This window comes from Syntrophotaleaceae bacterium, assembly GCA_041390365.1.
Taxonomy (GTDB): domain Bacteria; phylum Desulfobacterota; class Desulfuromonadia; order Desulfuromonadales; family Syntrophotaleaceae; genus JAWKQB01.
Map to the genome: position 1 here is coordinate 698,491 of JAWKQB010000003.1, position 15,740 is coordinate 714,230.

General features: G+C 56.4%; 15 protein-coding genes. 9 read left to right on the forward strand and 6 right to left on the reverse strand.

From position 1 onward, the window contains the following. Positions 1-99 precede the first annotated feature (99 nt). From R2940_15535 to R2940_15545, 3 genes are all read left to right on the forward strand, one after another. Positions 100-984 carry an SDR family oxidoreductase gene (locus tag R2940_15535; GenBank protein ID MEZ4601201.1) on the forward strand — a complete coding sequence of 295 codons (885 nt, stop codon included), beginning with the start codon at positions 100-102 and terminating at the stop codon, positions 982-984. Positions 985-1,011: 27 nt separating this feature from the next. Beyond that, positions 1,012-1,266: a Rho termination factor N-terminal domain-containing protein gene (locus tag R2940_15540; GenBank protein ID MEZ4601202.1), complete on the forward strand. Its 255-nt coding sequence runs from the start codon at positions 1,012-1,014 to the stop codon at positions 1,264-1,266. Positions 1,267-1,590: 324 nt separating this feature from the next. Then, positions 1,591-1,827, forward strand: a complete 237-nt coding sequence (locus tag R2940_15545; protein MEZ4601203.1) for a hypothetical protein — start codon at positions 1,591-1,593, stop codon at positions 1,825-1,827. A gap of 90 nt (positions 1,828-1,917) precedes the next feature. On the opposite strand, the gene ligD is transcribed toward R2940_15545, so the two are convergent. The 3 genes from ligD to R2940_15560 all read right to left on the reverse strand — a co-directional run bounded on the left by ligD (position 1,918) and on the right by R2940_15560 (position 6,528). Then, entirely contained in the window at positions 1,918-4,521 is a 2,604-nt protein-coding gene (gene ligD / locus R2940_15550) for a DNA ligase D (protein MEZ4601204.1), read from the reverse strand. Between the two features lie 8 nt (positions 4,522-4,529). Further along, positions 4,530-5,411: a Ku protein gene (locus R2940_15555; protein MEZ4601205.1), complete on the reverse strand. Its 882-nt coding sequence runs from the start codon at positions 5,409-5,411 to the stop codon at positions 4,530-4,532. Positions 5,412-5,613: 202 nt separating this feature from the next. Further along, on the reverse strand, positions 5,614-6,528 hold the full coding sequence (locus R2940_15560) for a putative 2-dehydropantoate 2-reductase (GenBank protein MEZ4601206.1): 915 nt from the start codon (positions 6,526-6,528) through the stop codon (positions 5,614-5,616). Positions 6,529-6,704: 176 nt separating this feature from the next. On the opposite strand from R2940_15560, the gene R2940_15565 reads away from it, so the two are divergent. The 6 genes from R2940_15565 to R2940_15590 all read left to right on the forward strand — a co-directional run bounded on the left by R2940_15565 (position 6,705) and on the right by R2940_15590 (position 12,567). After that, the gene (locus R2940_15565; protein ID MEZ4601207.1) at positions 6,705-7,187 is read left to right on the forward strand and encodes a CarD family transcriptional regulator; all 483 of its coding nucleotides are present in this window, start codon (positions 6,705-6,707) and stop codon (positions 7,185-7,187) included. 151 nt (positions 7,188-7,338) lie between these two features. Beyond that, positions 7,339-8,040: a 2-C-methyl-D-erythritol 4-phosphate cytidylyltransferase gene (gene ispD / locus R2940_15570; protein MEZ4601208.1), complete on the forward strand. Its 702-nt coding sequence runs from the start codon at positions 7,339-7,341 to the stop codon at positions 8,038-8,040. Beyond that, the gene (gene ispF / locus R2940_15575) at positions 8,037-8,528 is read left to right on the forward strand and encodes a 2-C-methyl-D-erythritol 2,4-cyclodiphosphate synthase (GenBank protein MEZ4601209.1); all 492 of its coding nucleotides are present in this window, start codon (positions 8,037-8,039) and stop codon (positions 8,526-8,528) included. Before ispD ends, ispF begins: the two co-directional genes overlap by 4 nt. A 137-nt stretch (positions 8,529-8,665) precedes the next feature. Then, positions 8,666-10,393, forward strand: coding sequence for a glutamine--tRNA ligase/YqeY domain fusion protein (locus R2940_15580; GenBank protein ID MEZ4601210.1), 1,728 nt, complete (start codon positions 8,666-8,668; stop codon positions 10,391-10,393). A 201-nt stretch (positions 10,394-10,594) separates the two neighbouring features. After that, on the forward strand, positions 10,595-12,046 hold the full coding sequence (gene cysS, locus R2940_15585; protein ID MEZ4601211.1) for a cysteine--tRNA ligase: 1,452 nt from the start codon (positions 10,595-10,597) through the stop codon (positions 12,044-12,046). Between the two features lie 224 nt (positions 12,047-12,270). Continuing rightward, positions 12,271-12,567 carry a DUF2845 domain-containing protein gene (locus R2940_15590; GenBank protein ID MEZ4601212.1) on the forward strand — a complete coding sequence of 99 codons (297 nt, stop codon included), beginning with the start codon at positions 12,271-12,273 and terminating at the stop codon, positions 12,565-12,567. A 50-nt stretch (positions 12,568-12,617) separates the two neighbouring features. On the opposite strand, the gene R2940_15595 is transcribed toward R2940_15590, so the two are convergent. The 3 genes from R2940_15595 to R2940_15605 are packed head-to-tail and all read right to left on the reverse strand — an operon-like array spanning position 12,618 to position 15,724. After that, positions 12,618-13,910, reverse strand: coding sequence for a RuBisCO large subunit C-terminal-like domain-containing protein (locus R2940_15595; GenBank protein MEZ4601213.1), 1,293 nt, complete (start codon positions 13,908-13,910; stop codon positions 12,618-12,620). A gap of 9 nt (positions 13,911-13,919) precedes the next feature. Next, positions 13,920-14,576, reverse strand: a complete 657-nt coding sequence (locus tag R2940_15600) for a 2-C-methyl-D-erythritol 4-phosphate cytidylyltransferase (protein MEZ4601214.1) — start codon at positions 14,574-14,576, stop codon at positions 13,920-13,922. Continuing rightward, positions 14,573-15,724 carry a CDP-glycerol glycerophosphotransferase family protein gene (locus tag R2940_15605; GenBank protein MEZ4601215.1) on the reverse strand — a complete coding sequence of 384 codons (1,152 nt, stop codon included), beginning with the start codon at positions 15,722-15,724 and terminating at the stop codon, positions 14,573-14,575. Before R2940_15605 ends, R2940_15600 begins: the two co-directional genes overlap by 4 nt. Positions 15,725-15,740 lie beyond the last annotated feature (16 nt).

Sequence of the window (15,740 nt, forward strand, 5' to 3'; positions counted from 1 at the left end):
TTACCACATTATTTCGTTCTTTGCTCAGGTGGAAAAGGACCGACTTCCGGCATTGACAAACCCCCTCAGGGGGATATGTTGGTTCTAGGGAGGTGAGGCATGGCCGAAAAAGGGAAGGACGATTATCGCAGGCTGCAGGAGGAGCGACCGCCCCAGCAGCAGGACAGGCAGCCGGGCCGGGAGGAGGAGATGATTCCCCAGCCGGTGTATATCCGAAAGGATTATCGCGGCAGCAGAAAGCTGGAGGGAAAGGTCGCTCTGATAACCGGGGGGGACAGCGGCATCGGCCGTTCGGTGGCGATTCATTTTGCCCGCGAGGGGGCCGACGTGGTGGTTGTGTATCTGGAAGAGCATCAGGATGCCGAGGAAACCAAGAAACTGGTGGAGCAGGAATCCCGGCGTTGTGTGCTTCTGGCCGGCGACCTGGGTGAAGAGGATTTCTGCCGTGATGTCGTGAATGCCACCATCAGTCATTTCGGGCGCCTTGATATACTGGTGAACAATGCCGGGGAGCAGCACCTGGCCGATGAAATTGGGGAGATGACCGGCGAACAGATGGAAAAAACCTTCCGCACCAATTTTTTCGGCTATTTCTACACCACTCTCGCTGCCCTGGAGCATCTGCGGGAGGGAGGAGTGATCCTCAATACCACTTCGGTCACCGCCTATCGGGGCAGCAGTCATCTGGTCGATTACTCGGCCACAAAAGGTGCCATCGTGGCCTTTACCCGCAGCCTGGCCAAAACCCTGGCGTCGAAAGGCATTCGGGTGAACGGCGTCGCTCCCGGTCCGATCTGGACCCCTCTGATCCCCGCCAGTTTTCCCGCCGAGGCCGTCGAGGATTTCGGGAAATCGACCCTCCTGGGCCGGGCCGGACAACCGGCCGAGGTCGGCCCCTGCTACGTTTTTCTGGCCTGCGAGGACGGGTCCTACATGACAGGGCAGGTTCTGCACCCCAATGGAGGCGATTTCCTGTCCAGTTGAAAAACGGGGGGAGAGAGGAATCAGGCTATGACCAAGGACCATGGACCGCAGATCAAGGATGATGAACAATACGAAAAGCTGCGCAAAAAAGGGATGAGCAAGGAAAAAGCCGCCCGCATCGCCAACACTCCTCGTGAAGAGGCTGGCAAAAGGGGCGGAAAGTCTCCGAAATACGAGGAGTGGAACAAGGACGACCTTTATGAAAAGGCCAAGCAGGTCGGCATCGCTGGGCGTTCCTCGATGAGCAAGGAAGAACTGATCGACGCCCTTCGGCATCACTAGCCGACTGCATGAATAGAAAGAACCAAAGCGGGGCAGCCGGAATTACGGTCGCCCCTTTTTTTATCGAAGTCCTTCCTCCTGCAGATCAATGACTGAACAGAAGGAAGAAGCCCTGTTTGCGATTGGCCAACAAACCTGCCCCATCTTCCATTTCTTCATTAAGCGCCCAGGGAAAGTACCCTGAACAGTGGTAAACTTGTTAATGAGATTCACAGGGGCTGAAGCGAGCGACCAGAATATCCGCTCCTTCGTCTCCTGCTGAACAAAAGCAGGGAATTCAGTAAAGCTTCAGGACCAAAAATTGAAAATGGTAAGGAGACGAACATGAATAGAATCTGGCTGACGCTAAGCCTGGCTCTGATGTTGGCGGTCACCAGCGGCTGCAGCCGCAGTTTTGTCGGCGGGGCGGCCATTGGCGCTGGTGGTGCCGGCGCGGCCTATGAATATCAGAACAAGAAAGCCCTCGATGACCTGGAAAATGACCTTGAAGCGGGGCGGATCAACCAAGATGAATATCTGCGCCGAAAGAAGGAGATCCAACAACGGTCGCTCATCTATTGAGTTGAGACCGGCGGCGGGGCAGGAAGGCCATCCCCGCCGCTGCATGGGGAAAAACCCACGGGGGCGGCCGGAGCTGCGGTCGCCCCTATTTTATAGGAGTCGGTCCTTCATCTTGCGGGTCAATGACTGGCTAATCTCAAAGAAGCCTTCCCAGGGATCTCCACCCAGACGGGCCAGTCGCCGGGGCAGGTTTTCGACGGTAAAATGATCAGCTCCCGGTATGGCGTCGATTTCATCCCAATGCAGGGGCGTGGAAACAGGAGCACCCGCCCGGGCCCGGGTAGAATAGGTGGCGATGCTGGTGGCACCGCGGCTGTTGCGGAAATGGTCGATGAAGATCTTCCCCCGGCGCTTGCTCTTGCTCATGGTCGCGACGAATTTGCCCGGTTCCCGGCGGACGAGTTTCTCGACCACGGCCCGGGAAAAATCCTTCAGTTCGTCCCAGGAGGAGCGGCGGGCCAGCGGAACCACCACATGCAGTCCTTTGCCGCCGCTGGTCTTGACGAAGCTTTCGAGCCCCAGGTCCCCGAGCAGCTCCCGCACCGCCAGCGCCCCCTCGATGACCTCCTGCCAGCCGACGTTTTCGGCGGGATCGAGGTCGAAGACCATTCGGTCCGGGCGTTCCAGGTTGTCCTCCCGGCTTGGCCAGGGGTGAATCTCCAGCACGCCGAGCTGCACCAGGGATATGATCCCCGGCAAGTCGTCCACCACCAGATAGTTTTGTACTTCCTCTTTTTCCTGGATGGGAACGGCGCGGGTGAACTCAGGCTGGGTGTCGGCAAAATGCTTTTGGAAGAAGCAGTCCTCGCCCCGGCCGCGGGGGCAGCGAAACAGGGTCAGCGGCCGGCCGGCCAGATGGGGCACCATCAGGTCCGCGACCTGCTGGTAGAATTCGGCCAGCGCGCGTTTGGTGACCCCCTGTCCGGGGTAAAGGATGCGCTCGGGATTGCTCAGCTGCACCCCGGCCACCTCGGCTGTGGCGGGCCGAATCGCCGAGGATGGAGGTGGTGTCACGGGCGGACACCTGGGTCCGCCCCTACGGGTGTCGCTGCCGGGCAATTCCTTGGTCACCTCCCGGCGGATCTCGCCGGCTTCCTTGTCTTCCCGCACTCCCTTGAAGGACGGGTGGCGCAGCCGTCCGTCCCGGGTCCAGGAGGTAAATTCCACCTCCACCACCATGTCCGGCCTGACCCAGGTCACATCCCGTGCTTCGCTGGCCGGAGGGGGTTCGGCGAAGGGCGATTCGGACATCTTCAGCCCGGCAAGCGTCTGATGGAGATCCAGCAGCAGCTCTTCGCTGAACCCGGTCCCCACCCGGCCGGCATGAACGAGCTGCCCTGATTCATTGAAATATCCCAGAACCAGGGCCCCGAAGCCTTTCCGTTCGCCTCCCGGCCGGGTGAAGCCAGCGACCACGAATTCCTGCCGGTTCAGGCACTTGACCTTGCGCCAATGGTTGGACCGCTTCTGCTGGTAAATGCTGCCGGCCCGCTTGCTGAGAATCCCTTCAAGGGCGAAACGGCAGGCATGCTGAAAGAAACGCTCACCCTGGCCGGTCAGATGCTCACTGTAGCGGAGGGGGGCATTGGCAGCGGCGCCGGGAATGAATCCCTGCAGGATTTTTTTTCGCTCCACCAGCGGCACACGGGTCAGGTCGAAGCCGTTCAGGTAGGGGAGATCGAAGACGAAAAAGACCAGCCCCTTGTTCTCCCGCCGGTGGAGAAGGTTCTGCAGAGCCTGGAAATCGGTGGTTCCCCCCGGTTCCAGGACCACCATTTCACCATCGAGGATCGCCTGTTCCACCGGCAGGGAGGCTGCGGCCGGTACCACTCCGGCAAATCTGTCCGTCCAGTCCTGGCCGCGGCGCGTGCGAAAAATCACCTTGCCCCGATCGATGAAGCAGAGCATGCGATAGCCGTCGTACTTGATCTCGTGCAGCCAGTCCTTGCCGGAGGGGGGCGTGCCCACACTCACTGCGAGCTGGGGAAGGAAGTTTTTCGGCATTTCCGAGCGCCGGGCGCCGGTCAGGGAGGCGGGATCGACGTCGAGGGAGGGGGCTTTTGCAGGTGAATCGCCGGTGGGAACAGCCGCGCCGTTTTGCCAGGCCAGATCCCCGGCCTGGGTGATCTGCTCCATGCTGCGGCCGCTCATCACACTGAGATCCAGGGCGGTGACGTCGAATTCCGCCTCGGGCCGGGCCTGTTCGTCCTGTTTCTTGATCAGGAGCCAGTTCTTTTCTCCGTTCTCTTCCCGGCCCCCTATCCGGGCCAGAGTCCAGCTCCCCTGCAGCTTTCTGCCCCGCAATTTGAAGCTCAGGTGCCCTTTTCGCAACCCCTTGTCCGGATCTCCCCGGGGCTCCCACTCCCCGCGGTCCCACATCATGACCGTGCCGCCTCCGTATTCACCCTTGGGGATGATCCCTTCGAAGGATGCATACTCCAGGGGGTGGTCCTCCACCTGGACCGCCAGCCGTTTCTGCTCGGGATCGAGGCTCGGACCCTTGGGCACGGCCCAGCTCTTGAGCACCCCGTCGAGCTCCAGCCGCAGGTCGTAATGAAGGTGACTGGCGGCATGTTTCTGAATCAGGAAAAGGCGGCCATCGACGCTTGCCGAAACTTCTCCTGCGGGTTCCGAAGTGCGGGAGAAATCCCTTTTTTTCCTGTAAATTTCCAGTTGGGAGGGTTTTTTAACCATGATAAGGGTTACTTTTTGCCGGCCTTGCTCTTATCCGAACGACGGCGGCTCTCGCCCGAAGTTTTTCTTCCTCCCCCCTTCCTTTCTCCGCCCCCTTTTTCTTCCAGGCTCCTTTTCAGCAGGGCCATCATGTCGACCACCTTGCCTCCTTCGGCTGCAACTTCTTTCTCTTTTTCCTCGGGCAGGGCTTCGACCTGTCCTTCGCTGACCTTTTTCTCGATCCATTTCATGAGCGCATCGCGGTATTCGTCGTGGTACTTCTCCGGCTGCCATTCGGCCTTCATGGAATCGACCAGGGTCTCCGCCAGATCGAGTTCCCGCTCGGAGATCTTGTAGTCCTTCAGGCTGCCGTGGGGGATATTGTACTCTTCAAGGTTGCGCAGTTCGCGCTGGTAGCGGAGGAGTTCGAGGATCAGGGCGTCGCCTTGCGGAATCAGTGCGGTCAGGTATTCCTTGGTGCGGATGACGACACGGGCAATGCCCACCCGTCCGGTGCGTTGCAGGGCTTCCCGCAGAAGGACATAGCCCTTTTCCCCGCCCTTGCCGGGAACCAGGTAGTAGGGCTTGTCGAAGTAGGTATGGTCGATGGCGGAGAATTCGACGAAATCCTCGATCTCGATGGTTTTGGTGGCTTCCTGGTCGGCGCGCTTGAAATCCTCGTCGCTCAGCAGGACGTAATTCCCCTCCTGGTATTCGTAACCTTTGACAATGTCGTTCCAGGGCACCTCCTCACCGGTGGCCTCGTTGACCCTTTGATAGCGGACCCGGGCCTTGTTGCGGCTGTCGATCATTTGAAAGTGCAGGTCCGATGATTTTTCCGCAGGGAGGAGGGTAATGGGGATATTGACCAGGCCGAAAGAGATGCTGCCTTTCCAGATGGGGCGGGGCATTTCTGTTCTCCTGCTTGAGTGCCGGTTGACTGAAATTTTATCATCCGGCACTCTTGTGTCAATCGTTCTGTGTCTTAACTCTTCGTCGTATAAGGATTTTTTTAGAGGTGTGCGTGTTTTTGGCCGGAGGTTTCTCAGGAGCCATGATGACCGCTTCAGGGCCAAGCCAAAACCCGATTTCGATTTCGATGTGGATCGAAAATCAGATCTGCTCTCCCAGATCGAGCAGTGCGTAAAGCATGGCGACCCGCGGCAAGTCCATACCCTTTTCAGCCGCTCTTTGCAGTGGAACTTTGTAGATGGCTTCCAGTTCCAGAGGACGGCCCTCGATCCGGTCGATCATCATACTCGGACGGTAATGATGCATGGCCTCGGTCGCGGTGATCATTCTAGAGATGAAGAAGTCGGCCTCGATCGGTGCGCTCAGGTCCTGACGATTGGCGGCGGCGATCACTTCGTGCATGATGGCCGCGATTTCGTCGCGACTCGGTGCATGGGTCAGCAGCCCTGTCACGTCTCTCCCCGTAAGAGCGCAGAGCCCGTTGAAAGGGATGTTCCAGACCAGTTTTTCCCAGCGCGCCCTGCGCAGATCGGCCACCGCTTCGCAGGGAACTCCGGCCTCTCGAAACATGGATGCGATGGTGACGGCCCGCTCGGAAAGGACCTGTTCAAACTCTCCGAGGCGAATGCGGCCTTCCCCCAGATGATGAACCGTCCCCGGCTCGCCCCGATTCGAACAGAGAAAGGCGATGCCGCCAAGGACCCGGGAAGGGCCGAAGGCTTCGGCGAGCAGCTCTTCATTGCCCAGCCCGTTCTGCAGGGTGAGCACGGGGGTGCTTCCCTCCATCAAGGGTTCGAGCAGTTCGATCAGGCGGTTGTTGGCGAAGGTCTTGAGTCCGACCAGGACCAGGTCAACAGGTCCCATTTCATCCGTTTTCCGGAAGGCTTTGATATCCTTCAGGTGAAAGTCGCCGGCCGGGGAAGTCACCTGCAGCCCTCTTTCAGTGATGGCCTGGTAATCCCTGCGCAGCAGGAAACGTACATCATGACCGGCCCGCTGCAGCATGGCGCCATAATACAGGCCCAGTGCACCTGACCCGACAACCGCAATTCGCATATTCTCACCCTCCTCCACATCTCGCCAATTGGCCCGACAAGCTGAGCCTGAGGACGTGAATTTACCATAGGCCAGCCTTGGAAACCAAACATTATGGAGCCTCTAAAAACACCCCCTGCCTTGACGGATTGGCTGATATTATGTTAATCTGTGTAAGTTGGACAAAGGAGGAAAACATGTTCAAGGTAGGTGATCTGGCTGTCTATCCGGCTCAGGGAGTAGGCATCATCGAGGCCATTGAGTCCCGGGAATTCGTCGGGGAACGGCACGAATTCTATGTATTGAGGATCATGGACAGCGATATGACCATCATGATTCCGGTTGACAACGCCGGAGCCGTGGGCATGCGCACCCTGATTGAAAAAGATCGGGTAGCAAGCATATACGACATCCTGGGGGATAAGCCCGAAGACGGCCACTCATTGGCTTCCTGGAGCCGTCGGCAACGGGGTTACAACGAAAAGATCAAATCTGGGGATCTTTTCGAGGTGGCGGAAGTGCTGCGGGACCTTTATCTGATCAAGGAAGAAAAAGAACTGTCCTATGGTGAAAAGAAGGTTCTGGAACTGGCCCGCAAGCTGCTGGTCAAAGAAGTGGCTCTGGTCGCCGGAACCGACGAAGATCGGGTAGTGGAAAGGGTTGAAAGCCTTTTTCACTGAAGCCGGTCGTTTTCCGGTACCTCCAAGACCCGTTTCCAGCGGGTCTTGATTTTTATTGCCGCCTCGATCGACCTCCCGCATAATCATCCTGTATGGGGTAGACCTGAACGGGGGACGCCATATTGACCTATAAGTCTATAAATTCAATGCCATGAGTGTTTTTGTCCTGATTCCCGCCGCCGGCATGGGCCGGCGTATGAAGGCCTCGATCAACAAACAGTACCTTCCCTTGCTGGACCGTCCCATTCTCGCTCATACCATCGGTCTTTTCGATCGCCACCCGCGGGTGGATCATATTTACGTGATCACCCCTCTTGACGAAATTCCTCTTTGCCGGAAGGACGTTCTGGAGCCTTTCGGATTCGCCAAGGTTCGCGATGTTGTGGCGGGCGGGGCGGAGCGGCAGGATTCGGTCCGCAACGGGCTGCGCGCCTGTCCGGCGGCACCTGAAGATATTGTTCTCGTTCATGACGGTGTTCGCCCGCTGCTGCCGAACGACGCCATCGACCGGGTGCTGGATCGTTTGGAGGAGGTCGCTGCCTGTGTGGTTGCGGTGCCGGTCAAGGACACCATCAAGGAGGTGGCCGACGGGACAATTGTCCGGACACCGGAGCGACGTCTCCTTTGGCAGGCCCAGACCCCCCAGGCCTTTCGCTACGGTCTGCTTCTGGATGCCTACGAGCAGGCGGCCCGGGATGGATTTGCCGGCTCCGACGACGCCTCCCTGGTCGAACGCCTCGGGCAGCCGGTCGCCATTGTCGAGGGGTGTTACCGGAACATCAAGATCACTACGCCCGAGGACATGATACTGGCCAGGGCTTTTCTGGAAAATCGCGGAGAACTGCAAAAATGATAAGAATCGGCCACGGCTACGATGTTCATCGCCTGGTTTCGGAACGTTCCCTCATTATTGGCGGTGTAACCATCCCCTATCACCTGGGGCTGCTCGGACACTCCGACGCCGATGTTCTGCTGCATGCCATCTGCGATGCCATTCTGGGGGCGATCGGCGAGGGCGATATCGGCCGCCACTTCCCCGATACCGATCCGGCCTATCGTGGCATTTCCAGCCTCAAGCTGCTGCGGGAGGTCATGGCTCTGGCCGATGCCAGGGGGTACGGCATCGGCAATCTCGATGCCACGGTCATCGCTCAGCGCCCCAAGCTGGCCCCCTACATCAGGGCCATGGTGGAGAATATCGCCGAGGCCTGTGCCGCCGACATCGGCCGCGTCAATGTCAAAGCCACCACGACCGAAAAACTCGGATTCGAAGGCCGCGAGGAGGGAATTTCCGCCCACGCCGTGGTCCTGCTGCAGAAGCACGAACCGGAAGAGATGTAACCCCGGCTTTCCGGCTTTCCCGGGCGGAATTCCCGGTTGCATTTCTTGAAAAAATCTGCCAACGTCTCTTCACTTGAAAAAGCGGCTTTTGCGCCCTCTTTTCGAGTCATATCCTCCCGTTACAGGATGTCAGCGAAATGGATAACAAACAGGACATAAACAGCGAGTCTGCTGCTCCCACAGGGCCGGGAAACTTCATCCGCACGATTATAGACCGCGATCTGGCTTCCAGCAAAAACGGCGGCGCGGTCGTCACCCGTTTCCCTCCCGAACCGAACGGTTACCTGCACATCGGCCATGCCAAAAGCATCTGCCTCAACTTCGGCCTGGCCCGTGACTATGCCGGAGCGCCCGGCGGCAGCCGCTGCCATCTGCGTTTCGACGACACCAATCCTGTGAAGGAAGAGCAGGAATATATCGATTCGATCAAGGAGAACGTCCGCTGGCTCGGTTTCGACTGGGGCAAGCACGAGTATTACGCCTCCGACTATTTCGATCAGCTCTACGCCTGGGCCGTGCAGTTGATCAAGGCCGGCAAGGCGTACGTGGACGATCTTTCGGCGGAAAAGATTCGCGCCTACCGCGGTACTTTGACCGAACCCGGTAAAAACAGTCCCTTCCGCGATCGCTCGATCGAGGAGAATCTGGCCCTGTTCGAAGCCATGAAAAATGGTGACTACAAGGATGGCAGCAAGGTGCTGCGGGCCAAGATCGACATGGCCTCGCCGAACCTCAACCTGCGCGATCCGGTCATGTACCGCATCCTGCATGCCGCCCATCACAGGACCGGCGACACCTGGTGCATCTATCCGATGTACGACTTTACCCATGGACAGTCCGATTCCCTGGAAGGGATCACCCATTCGATCTGCACCCTGGAGTTCGAGGACCACCGGCCCCTCTACGACTGGTTCATCGAGCAGTTGGACATCCATCATCCGCAGCAGATCGAATTCGCCCGGCTCAACATCAACTACACGGTGATGAGCAAGCGCAAACTGCTGGAACTGGTCGAGGACGGGTATGTGGACGGCTGGGACGATCCCCGCCTGCCGACCCTGTCGGGGCTGCGCCGGCGAGGCTTCACCCCGGCCGCCATCCGCAGTTTCTGCGAGCGGATCGGCGTCTCCAAAAAGGAGAGCTGCGTCGATATGGGATTTCTCGAGAGCTGCGTGCGTGAGGATCTCGACCGCACGGCTCCACGGGCCATGGCCGTCCTCGACCCGTTGCGGGTTGTGATCACCAACTATCCCGAGGATCTGGTGGAAGAGTTCGAAGCCCCGGTGCATCCCAACGATCCCTCCATGGGCACCCGTCTGGTCCCCTTCTCCCGGGTTGTGTACATCGAGCGGGACGATTTCATGGAGGACCCTCCGAAAAAGTTCTTCCGCCTGGGGCCGGGACGGGAAGTAAGGCTGCGCTGCGCCTACTTCATCCGCTGTGATGAGGTAATCAAGGACCCGGACTCCGGTCAGATCGTCGAGCTGCGCTGCAGCTACGACCCGGATAGTCGGGGCGGATCGGCGCCGGACGGGCGCAAGGTCAAGGGCACCCTGCACTGGGTTTCCGCCGCCCACGCCCTGGAGGCTGAGGTGCGGCTCTACGATCGGCTGTTCCAGGTCCCCAATCCCTCCGCCGACAAGGAGGTTGACTTCAAGGACCACCTCAATCCAGATTCGCTGCAGATCCTGACCGGCTGCAGGGTGGAGCCGGGGCTGGCCGCAGCCGAGCCGGAGAGCCGGTTCCAGTTCGAGCGCCAGGGCTATTTTTGCGTCGACCGAGTCGATTCACGACCGGATCGGCTGGTCTTCAACCGCACGGCGACCTTGCGTGATTCCTGGGCCAAAATGGAAGATAAAGACTGATGGCGCAGCCATGTTTGGCAGTTTCGTAAAAAGTCATTTTCGAGACGATTTTGTTCGGGAATCCAGACATTAAGTCCTTAAAATCATGGATGCCCGATCGAGGCACTCGGGCATGACGAGTGGTTTTTGCGAGACCATCAGGTCGACGCATATTGCAAAGGCATCAAAGAATTTGCGTTTAAATAGAGGAGAAGCTTTTTCATGAGCTTGCGTGTCTACAACACCATGACCGGCCGCAAAGAGGTATTCGAACCCGTGCAGCCCGGCAAGGTGGGGATGTATGTCTGTGGCGTCACCGTCTACGACTACTGCCATATCGGCCATGCCCGAGCCAACATCGTGTTCGATATCATCTATCGCTACCTGCAGTTCGCCGGTTACGACGTCAACTACGTGCGCAACTATACCGACGTCGACGACAAGATCATCAACCGGGCCAACGAAAGGGGCATCGAAAGCGGCGCCCTGGCTGAGGAGTTCATCCGCGCCTTCGACGAGGACATGGCGAATCTCGGCCTGAAATCGCCGACCTGCCAGCCCAAGGCCACCGAGCACATCGGGCAGATCGTCGACATTATTCAGCGCCTGGTGGAGCGCGGTCTTGCCTACGAATCCGAGGGGGATGTCTACTATGCCGTGGAAAAATTCCCCGATTATCTGAAACTGAGCAAGCGCAACATGGACGAAATGCTTGCGGGCGCCCGCATCCAGCCGGGCGAGCGGAAGCGCAACCCGATGGATTTCGCCTTGTGGAAAGGAGCCAAGCCCGGGGAACCCTCCTGGGATTCGCCCTGGGGCAAGGGGCGTCCGGGCTGGCACATCGAATGCTCGGCTATGAGCATGACCTACCTCGGAGAAACCTTCGACATTCATGGCGGCGGCAAGGATCTGGTCTTCCCCCATCACGAAAACGAGATCGCCCAGAGCGAGGGCGCTTCCGGCAAGCCTTTTGCCAAATACTGGGTGCACAACGGTTTCGTCAATGTGAATCAGGAGAAGATGAGCAAATCTCTGGGCAATTTCTTCACCATCAGGGACATCCTGCAGAGCTATGATCCCGAGGTGGTGCGGTTTTTCATCCTTACCGCCCATTACCGCTCCCCCATCGATTTTTCCGACCTGAACCTGCAGGACGCCCGATCCGGTCTGAGCCGCTTTTATGAAGCGCTGCAGGCTGCGGCAGCGGCGGTTGAAGGGGTACCGGAGACGGAGGGGACTTCCAACGAAGGGGCCGCCCTGGAAGAGAAGTTCCGTGAGGCAATGGATGACGACTTCAATACCGCCCTCGCCATCGGCCATCTGTTCGACGGGGTGAGGACCATGAACCGGCTGACGGGCGAGAAGAAGTTTCGCAAGAAGGCCGATCTGGTGGCCCAGGTGCGCGACATCAGGCAGACCGTGATCCGCCTTGGCGAAGTGCTCGGCCTCTTTCAATCTGAACCGGCGGCCTGGCTGCAGAAGCAGAAGTTGGCCGCTCTGGCCAATCTGGATATCACCGCCGACGAAATCGAGCAATTCATTGCAGCCCGCCGGGAGGCCCGTCAGCAGAAGGACTTCGCCCGCGCCGACGAAATCCGCGACAAGCTCGATGCCCGGGGAATCGAACTGCTCGATACGCCTCAGGGGACGGACTGGAAGGTCAAGTCGATTTAGTATGCTACTCAAGATTTACGGCAAACGCCGGCAGTCCTCTGCCGGCGTTTGATTTGACGCTCGCCACATAAATTCCCGCCGATGCTTTCCAGCCCCTGCTGCCTGGCCTAAACTATAAAATAAGTGAAAGTAGATCGAAGCGAGCCTATTTCGCGACCTCACCCTATTCAATTTTGCAGATTGCGATGATCCGGCATCAGGAGAGGAGAGGGGGAGGAAAAAATATGAAAAAGCTGTTGACCGCAGGGGTCATCATTCTGCTTTCAACGGTGCCAGTGGGACCGGCAACCGGTGGCATGCGCTGCGGAACGGATCTGATCAGTGAGCAAAGCAACAAGTTCGAGGTGCTTGCGTCGTGCGGCGAACCGTTGGAAAAATTTGGAGAGGGTTTGACCATCGGCGACGAGGAAATTATAGACGGCGGCGAGGAACACTGGATTTACGACTTCGGCAGTGGAGTTTATTATGTCGTGACCTTCGATGGCTTCGAGGTCCGCAAAATCGAGAGTAAACAAAAATAGATGGCGGTTCGAATCGAACCGCCATCGGTAAACTCCGGGTGGAAATTACACTAAGAGCAGGCGGACTGGCGCTTGGCATAGCCGCACTCATTCTCCCAAGCCTCGCGAAACGCTTTGGCACCCGCAAACTGCCCCTGAGGTGCATTGTCTACAGCGGCTGCAACGATCAGCATGAAATCTGCGGACCCCACCGACTCAAAATAATCGTAAAGTTGAGAGGAGACCTTTCCGCCCTGAAGGATGGGTAGGACTGCTCTGTACGGCACTTCGTCGTTCCGGCATGCCGAAATGACACGTCTCGTTTTTTCATGAGCAATATAAGGGGTTGAAAATTCTCCGGGCGTGACGACAAAATCCGCTCCCATCATACGCTGAATCTTGATCATCAGTTCATCGCTTACCCCCCAGAAGGGCAAACGCGTCAAGATATCTCCACAGGCGTTATGAGAAAGAACAGGCAATCCGGAGATATTGGAGACTTCGCTTATAATCGACATGCCCTGAAGGTGGACACTGACAAGAAGGGCGTCCACCCCCGCTTTCGCTGCCAGTTCCGCATAGCGAAAGGAGCGGGAATGATCATCGATGATGTTTGCGACATACATCTTTTTCTCGCCGGTGGCATCTTCCACCGATTTTTTCATATCGACCATTTTACGGATTCTGCCAAGGAATTCCGAGCAGTCCGTATCGTAGGTCAGTTCGTCATCCTTGACGATGTCAAAGCCGCCGGTCAATACAGTTCTGTTTATGGCAATCATCTCTTTGGTGGCAAGTCCGACAGCGGGTCGCATCGACCTGCAGAACAGGGGTCGGTCGAAAACCCGGAGTTTTTCCCTGATGCCCTTGACTCCGAAGCGGGGCCCCGGAAACCGGGCCAGCAAGTCTTCGGGGAAACTGATGTCGTTGCATCTGAAACCGGTCAGATAACCCAATCGGGCTATTTCCCCAAAAACAACATTCCATATCCGAGTCATTCCGGATTCAAAGATCGCTCTCGGATACGCAATTGTTATTTCCAGTTCCTGGATCATTTCCCTGGAAGTCTGACTTTTGTACACCGGAGTATTCAGGTAATAAGGGGCTATGTAAGGTTCCAGGTTTTCATTTTTTACAGATACGTTCACAACTCTTGCGGTAAACGCGTTTATTCCCTCGATGGGGGGATGAGAAAAAAACCTTGTTGTCGAGCAGCTCTGCTCTTTTGCAATACCAATTGCAGCAGCTTCCGCATCATGAGAAGTGTAGACCGTGTAAGAAACAAAAATATAGCTATTCCTGTCTAGATCATCTTTCCAAACAAAAAAATTCCTGTCGTCATGTGACAATATTTCTGTAGCCATAGATCCTCCTTATTGAATCCCGACGGATTGCATTATAACTTTCTCAGCGACTGATAAATCGAACTGGTCTGTTATTTTGATATTGTAAGGATCTCCTTCAATACATTTTATCTTATACCCGGCCGCAAGAACCATTTCCGCAGTGGATTGGAAGTGGAGACCCTGGGTTTTTTGAATCGCTTTGGACAGAATTTCCCGCCTGAAAGCTTGGGGAGCTTGAAAGACCCCCGTATTATTGCGGGAGTAGGATTTCACGGCAAAGCCGCCTTCAATGATTGCTACAGGTACCGTCGGATCGAGGAAAAGTCCGGCCGCTCCATGCATACCCGCCGCTTCTATAACCGCAGCAATCGACGCAGGTTTGGTAAAAGGCCTCGCTGCATCCTGTATCAGGACAATCTCTCCGGCTGTGTGCTTAAGTAGAATCTCAACTGTTTCCTGACGGGTCTGGCCGCCGACCATAATTGCCACATTGTGACGCTCGAGGTGCTTGAAGTCCTCGCGGAATTCCCCGGGGACACCTATCAAAACGTTGTTCACCAGCGGAACAACCTTCTCCAGAAGATGAACCAGCAGTTTTTTGCCGCCGATTTCAAGCAGCCCCTTCGGTCCACGGCCCAATCTCGTGCCATATCCTGCTGCGGGTATGAGCGCAACTGTTTTCATATGACCTTTGGCAGCAAAGGACGAATGGTTTTTTTAATCCGCAAGGGGTGCAGCATCTTCTTGCAGCGCATTGTTCTTGAAAGAATATCCGGTGGCGGTGAAGGGGAGAGAAGTTGCTGAATATTCGATACAATTCTTTCGCATGCCCGCCCGTCAAAGGTATCTCCCAGGACCTTGGACCTATATTTTGAGCGTAGGGAGCTACCTTTCTGCGGTGCTTCGACAGCCTCTTTTACCGCTCTCAACAGATCCTGCTGGGTCGATACCCTCTCACCTATTTCGCGCCAGGACCATTCAGGTCCATTGGGATTGAAATTTTTGCATTCGAACCGTTTTTCGTTATCCACCAGGATTACAGGCCTGTCGAGAGCCAGATAATAGAAGATTACGGATGATGCGTCGGAGATGAGCATATCAGCTTTATCAATGACTTCATAAAAATCGGAATTGGGGTCGAGTATTTTGACACGGGGGAAAGTAATGGCCATTTTTTTATAATAGCGGATATGTTCAGGGGAAAAGTTTTGCGTCAGCGGATGAGGTTTTATCAGTAAATTGAAATCCTTGAACATGAACGTAAAGTTTTCGATCCAGCCCTCACCCAACTGCTCCTGGGCTGAAAGTTCAGGATTGTAGGTTGGGGCATAAAGAACACTTAACCCTTTTTCTTTTTTGGGTTGACTGCTCAAGGCAGCGATGCGGTGGTATACCTGATCCATTGCCGAAAAGCCCGTTATCCAATATCCCAGGAAGGGCTTATATCCTTTAGCAGTAAAATCATCGATGGCCCACTGAGAAGAGACGCAGGCAAAATCCGTACGTCCCAGGGAAACTTTGGCATAATTTTTATCGGAGAAGCCATGGCGAAGCCATATGACATAGGATTCAGGCATGGATTTTCGGATAGATTTCGGACAGGCACTTGCGGCGACCACGGCATGAGGTTTGAAGTCTATGACTTCTTTTTCCTGATCGCTTGCCCAACAATCGAATTTTTTTTGGGCTATTTCGTATACCGGCCGAACGATAGGCCAATGATGGGGCAGGGAAAAAAAGGCGACCCTTTTCAAATGATTCCCTTTCTTGCTTTTCTGCCGTTTCCCGGTCTCAGGGTTTACCCGTGAGTAAAAATCATTAACCTGCTGCATAAGGCGCTATTTCCAT

Coding starts and splice junctions, on each gene's coding strand:
- R2940_15535 (MEZ4601201.1), top strand. CDS start 100: ATGGCCGAAAAAGGGAAGGACGATTATCGCAGGCTGCAGGAGGAGCGA.
- R2940_15540 (MEZ4601202.1), top strand. CDS start 1,012: ATGACCAAGGACCATGGACCGCAGATCAAGGATGATGAACAATACGAA.
- R2940_15545 (MEZ4601203.1), top strand. CDS start 1,591: ATGAATAGAATCTGGCTGACGCTAAGCCTGGCTCTGATGTTGGCGGTC.
- ligD (MEZ4601204.1), bottom strand. CDS start 4,521: ATGGTTAAAAAACCCTCCCAACTGGAAATTTACAGGAAAAAAAGGGAT.
- R2940_15555 (MEZ4601205.1), bottom strand. CDS start 5,411: ATGCCCCGCCCCATCTGGAAAGGCAGCATCTCTTTCGGCCTGGTCAAT.
- R2940_15560 (MEZ4601206.1), bottom strand. CDS start 6,528: ATGCGAATTGCGGTTGTCGGGTCAGGTGCACTGGGCCTGTATTATGGC.
- R2940_15565 (MEZ4601207.1), top strand. CDS start 6,705: ATGTTCAAGGTAGGTGATCTGGCTGTCTATCCGGCTCAGGGAGTAGGC.
- ispD (MEZ4601208.1), top strand. CDS start 7,339: ATGAGTGTTTTTGTCCTGATTCCCGCCGCCGGCATGGGCCGGCGTATG.
- ispF (MEZ4601209.1), top strand. CDS start 8,037: ATGATAAGAATCGGCCACGGCTACGATGTTCATCGCCTGGTTTCGGAA.
- R2940_15580 (MEZ4601210.1), top strand. CDS start 8,666: ATGGATAACAAACAGGACATAAACAGCGAGTCTGCTGCTCCCACAGGG.
- cysS (MEZ4601211.1), top strand. CDS start 10,595: ATGAGCTTGCGTGTCTACAACACCATGACCGGCCGCAAAGAGGTATTC.
- R2940_15590 (MEZ4601212.1), top strand. CDS start 12,271: ATGAAAAAGCTGTTGACCGCAGGGGTCATCATTCTGCTTTCAACGGTG.
- R2940_15595 (MEZ4601213.1), bottom strand. CDS start 13,910: ATGGCTACAGAAATATTGTCACATGACGACAGGAATTTTTTTGTTTGG.
- R2940_15600 (MEZ4601214.1), bottom strand. CDS start 14,576: ATGAAAACAGTTGCGCTCATACCCGCAGCAGGATATGGCACGAGATTG.
- R2940_15605 (MEZ4601215.1), bottom strand. CDS start 15,724: ATGCAGCAGGTTAATGATTTTTACTCACGGGTAAACCCTGAGACCGGG.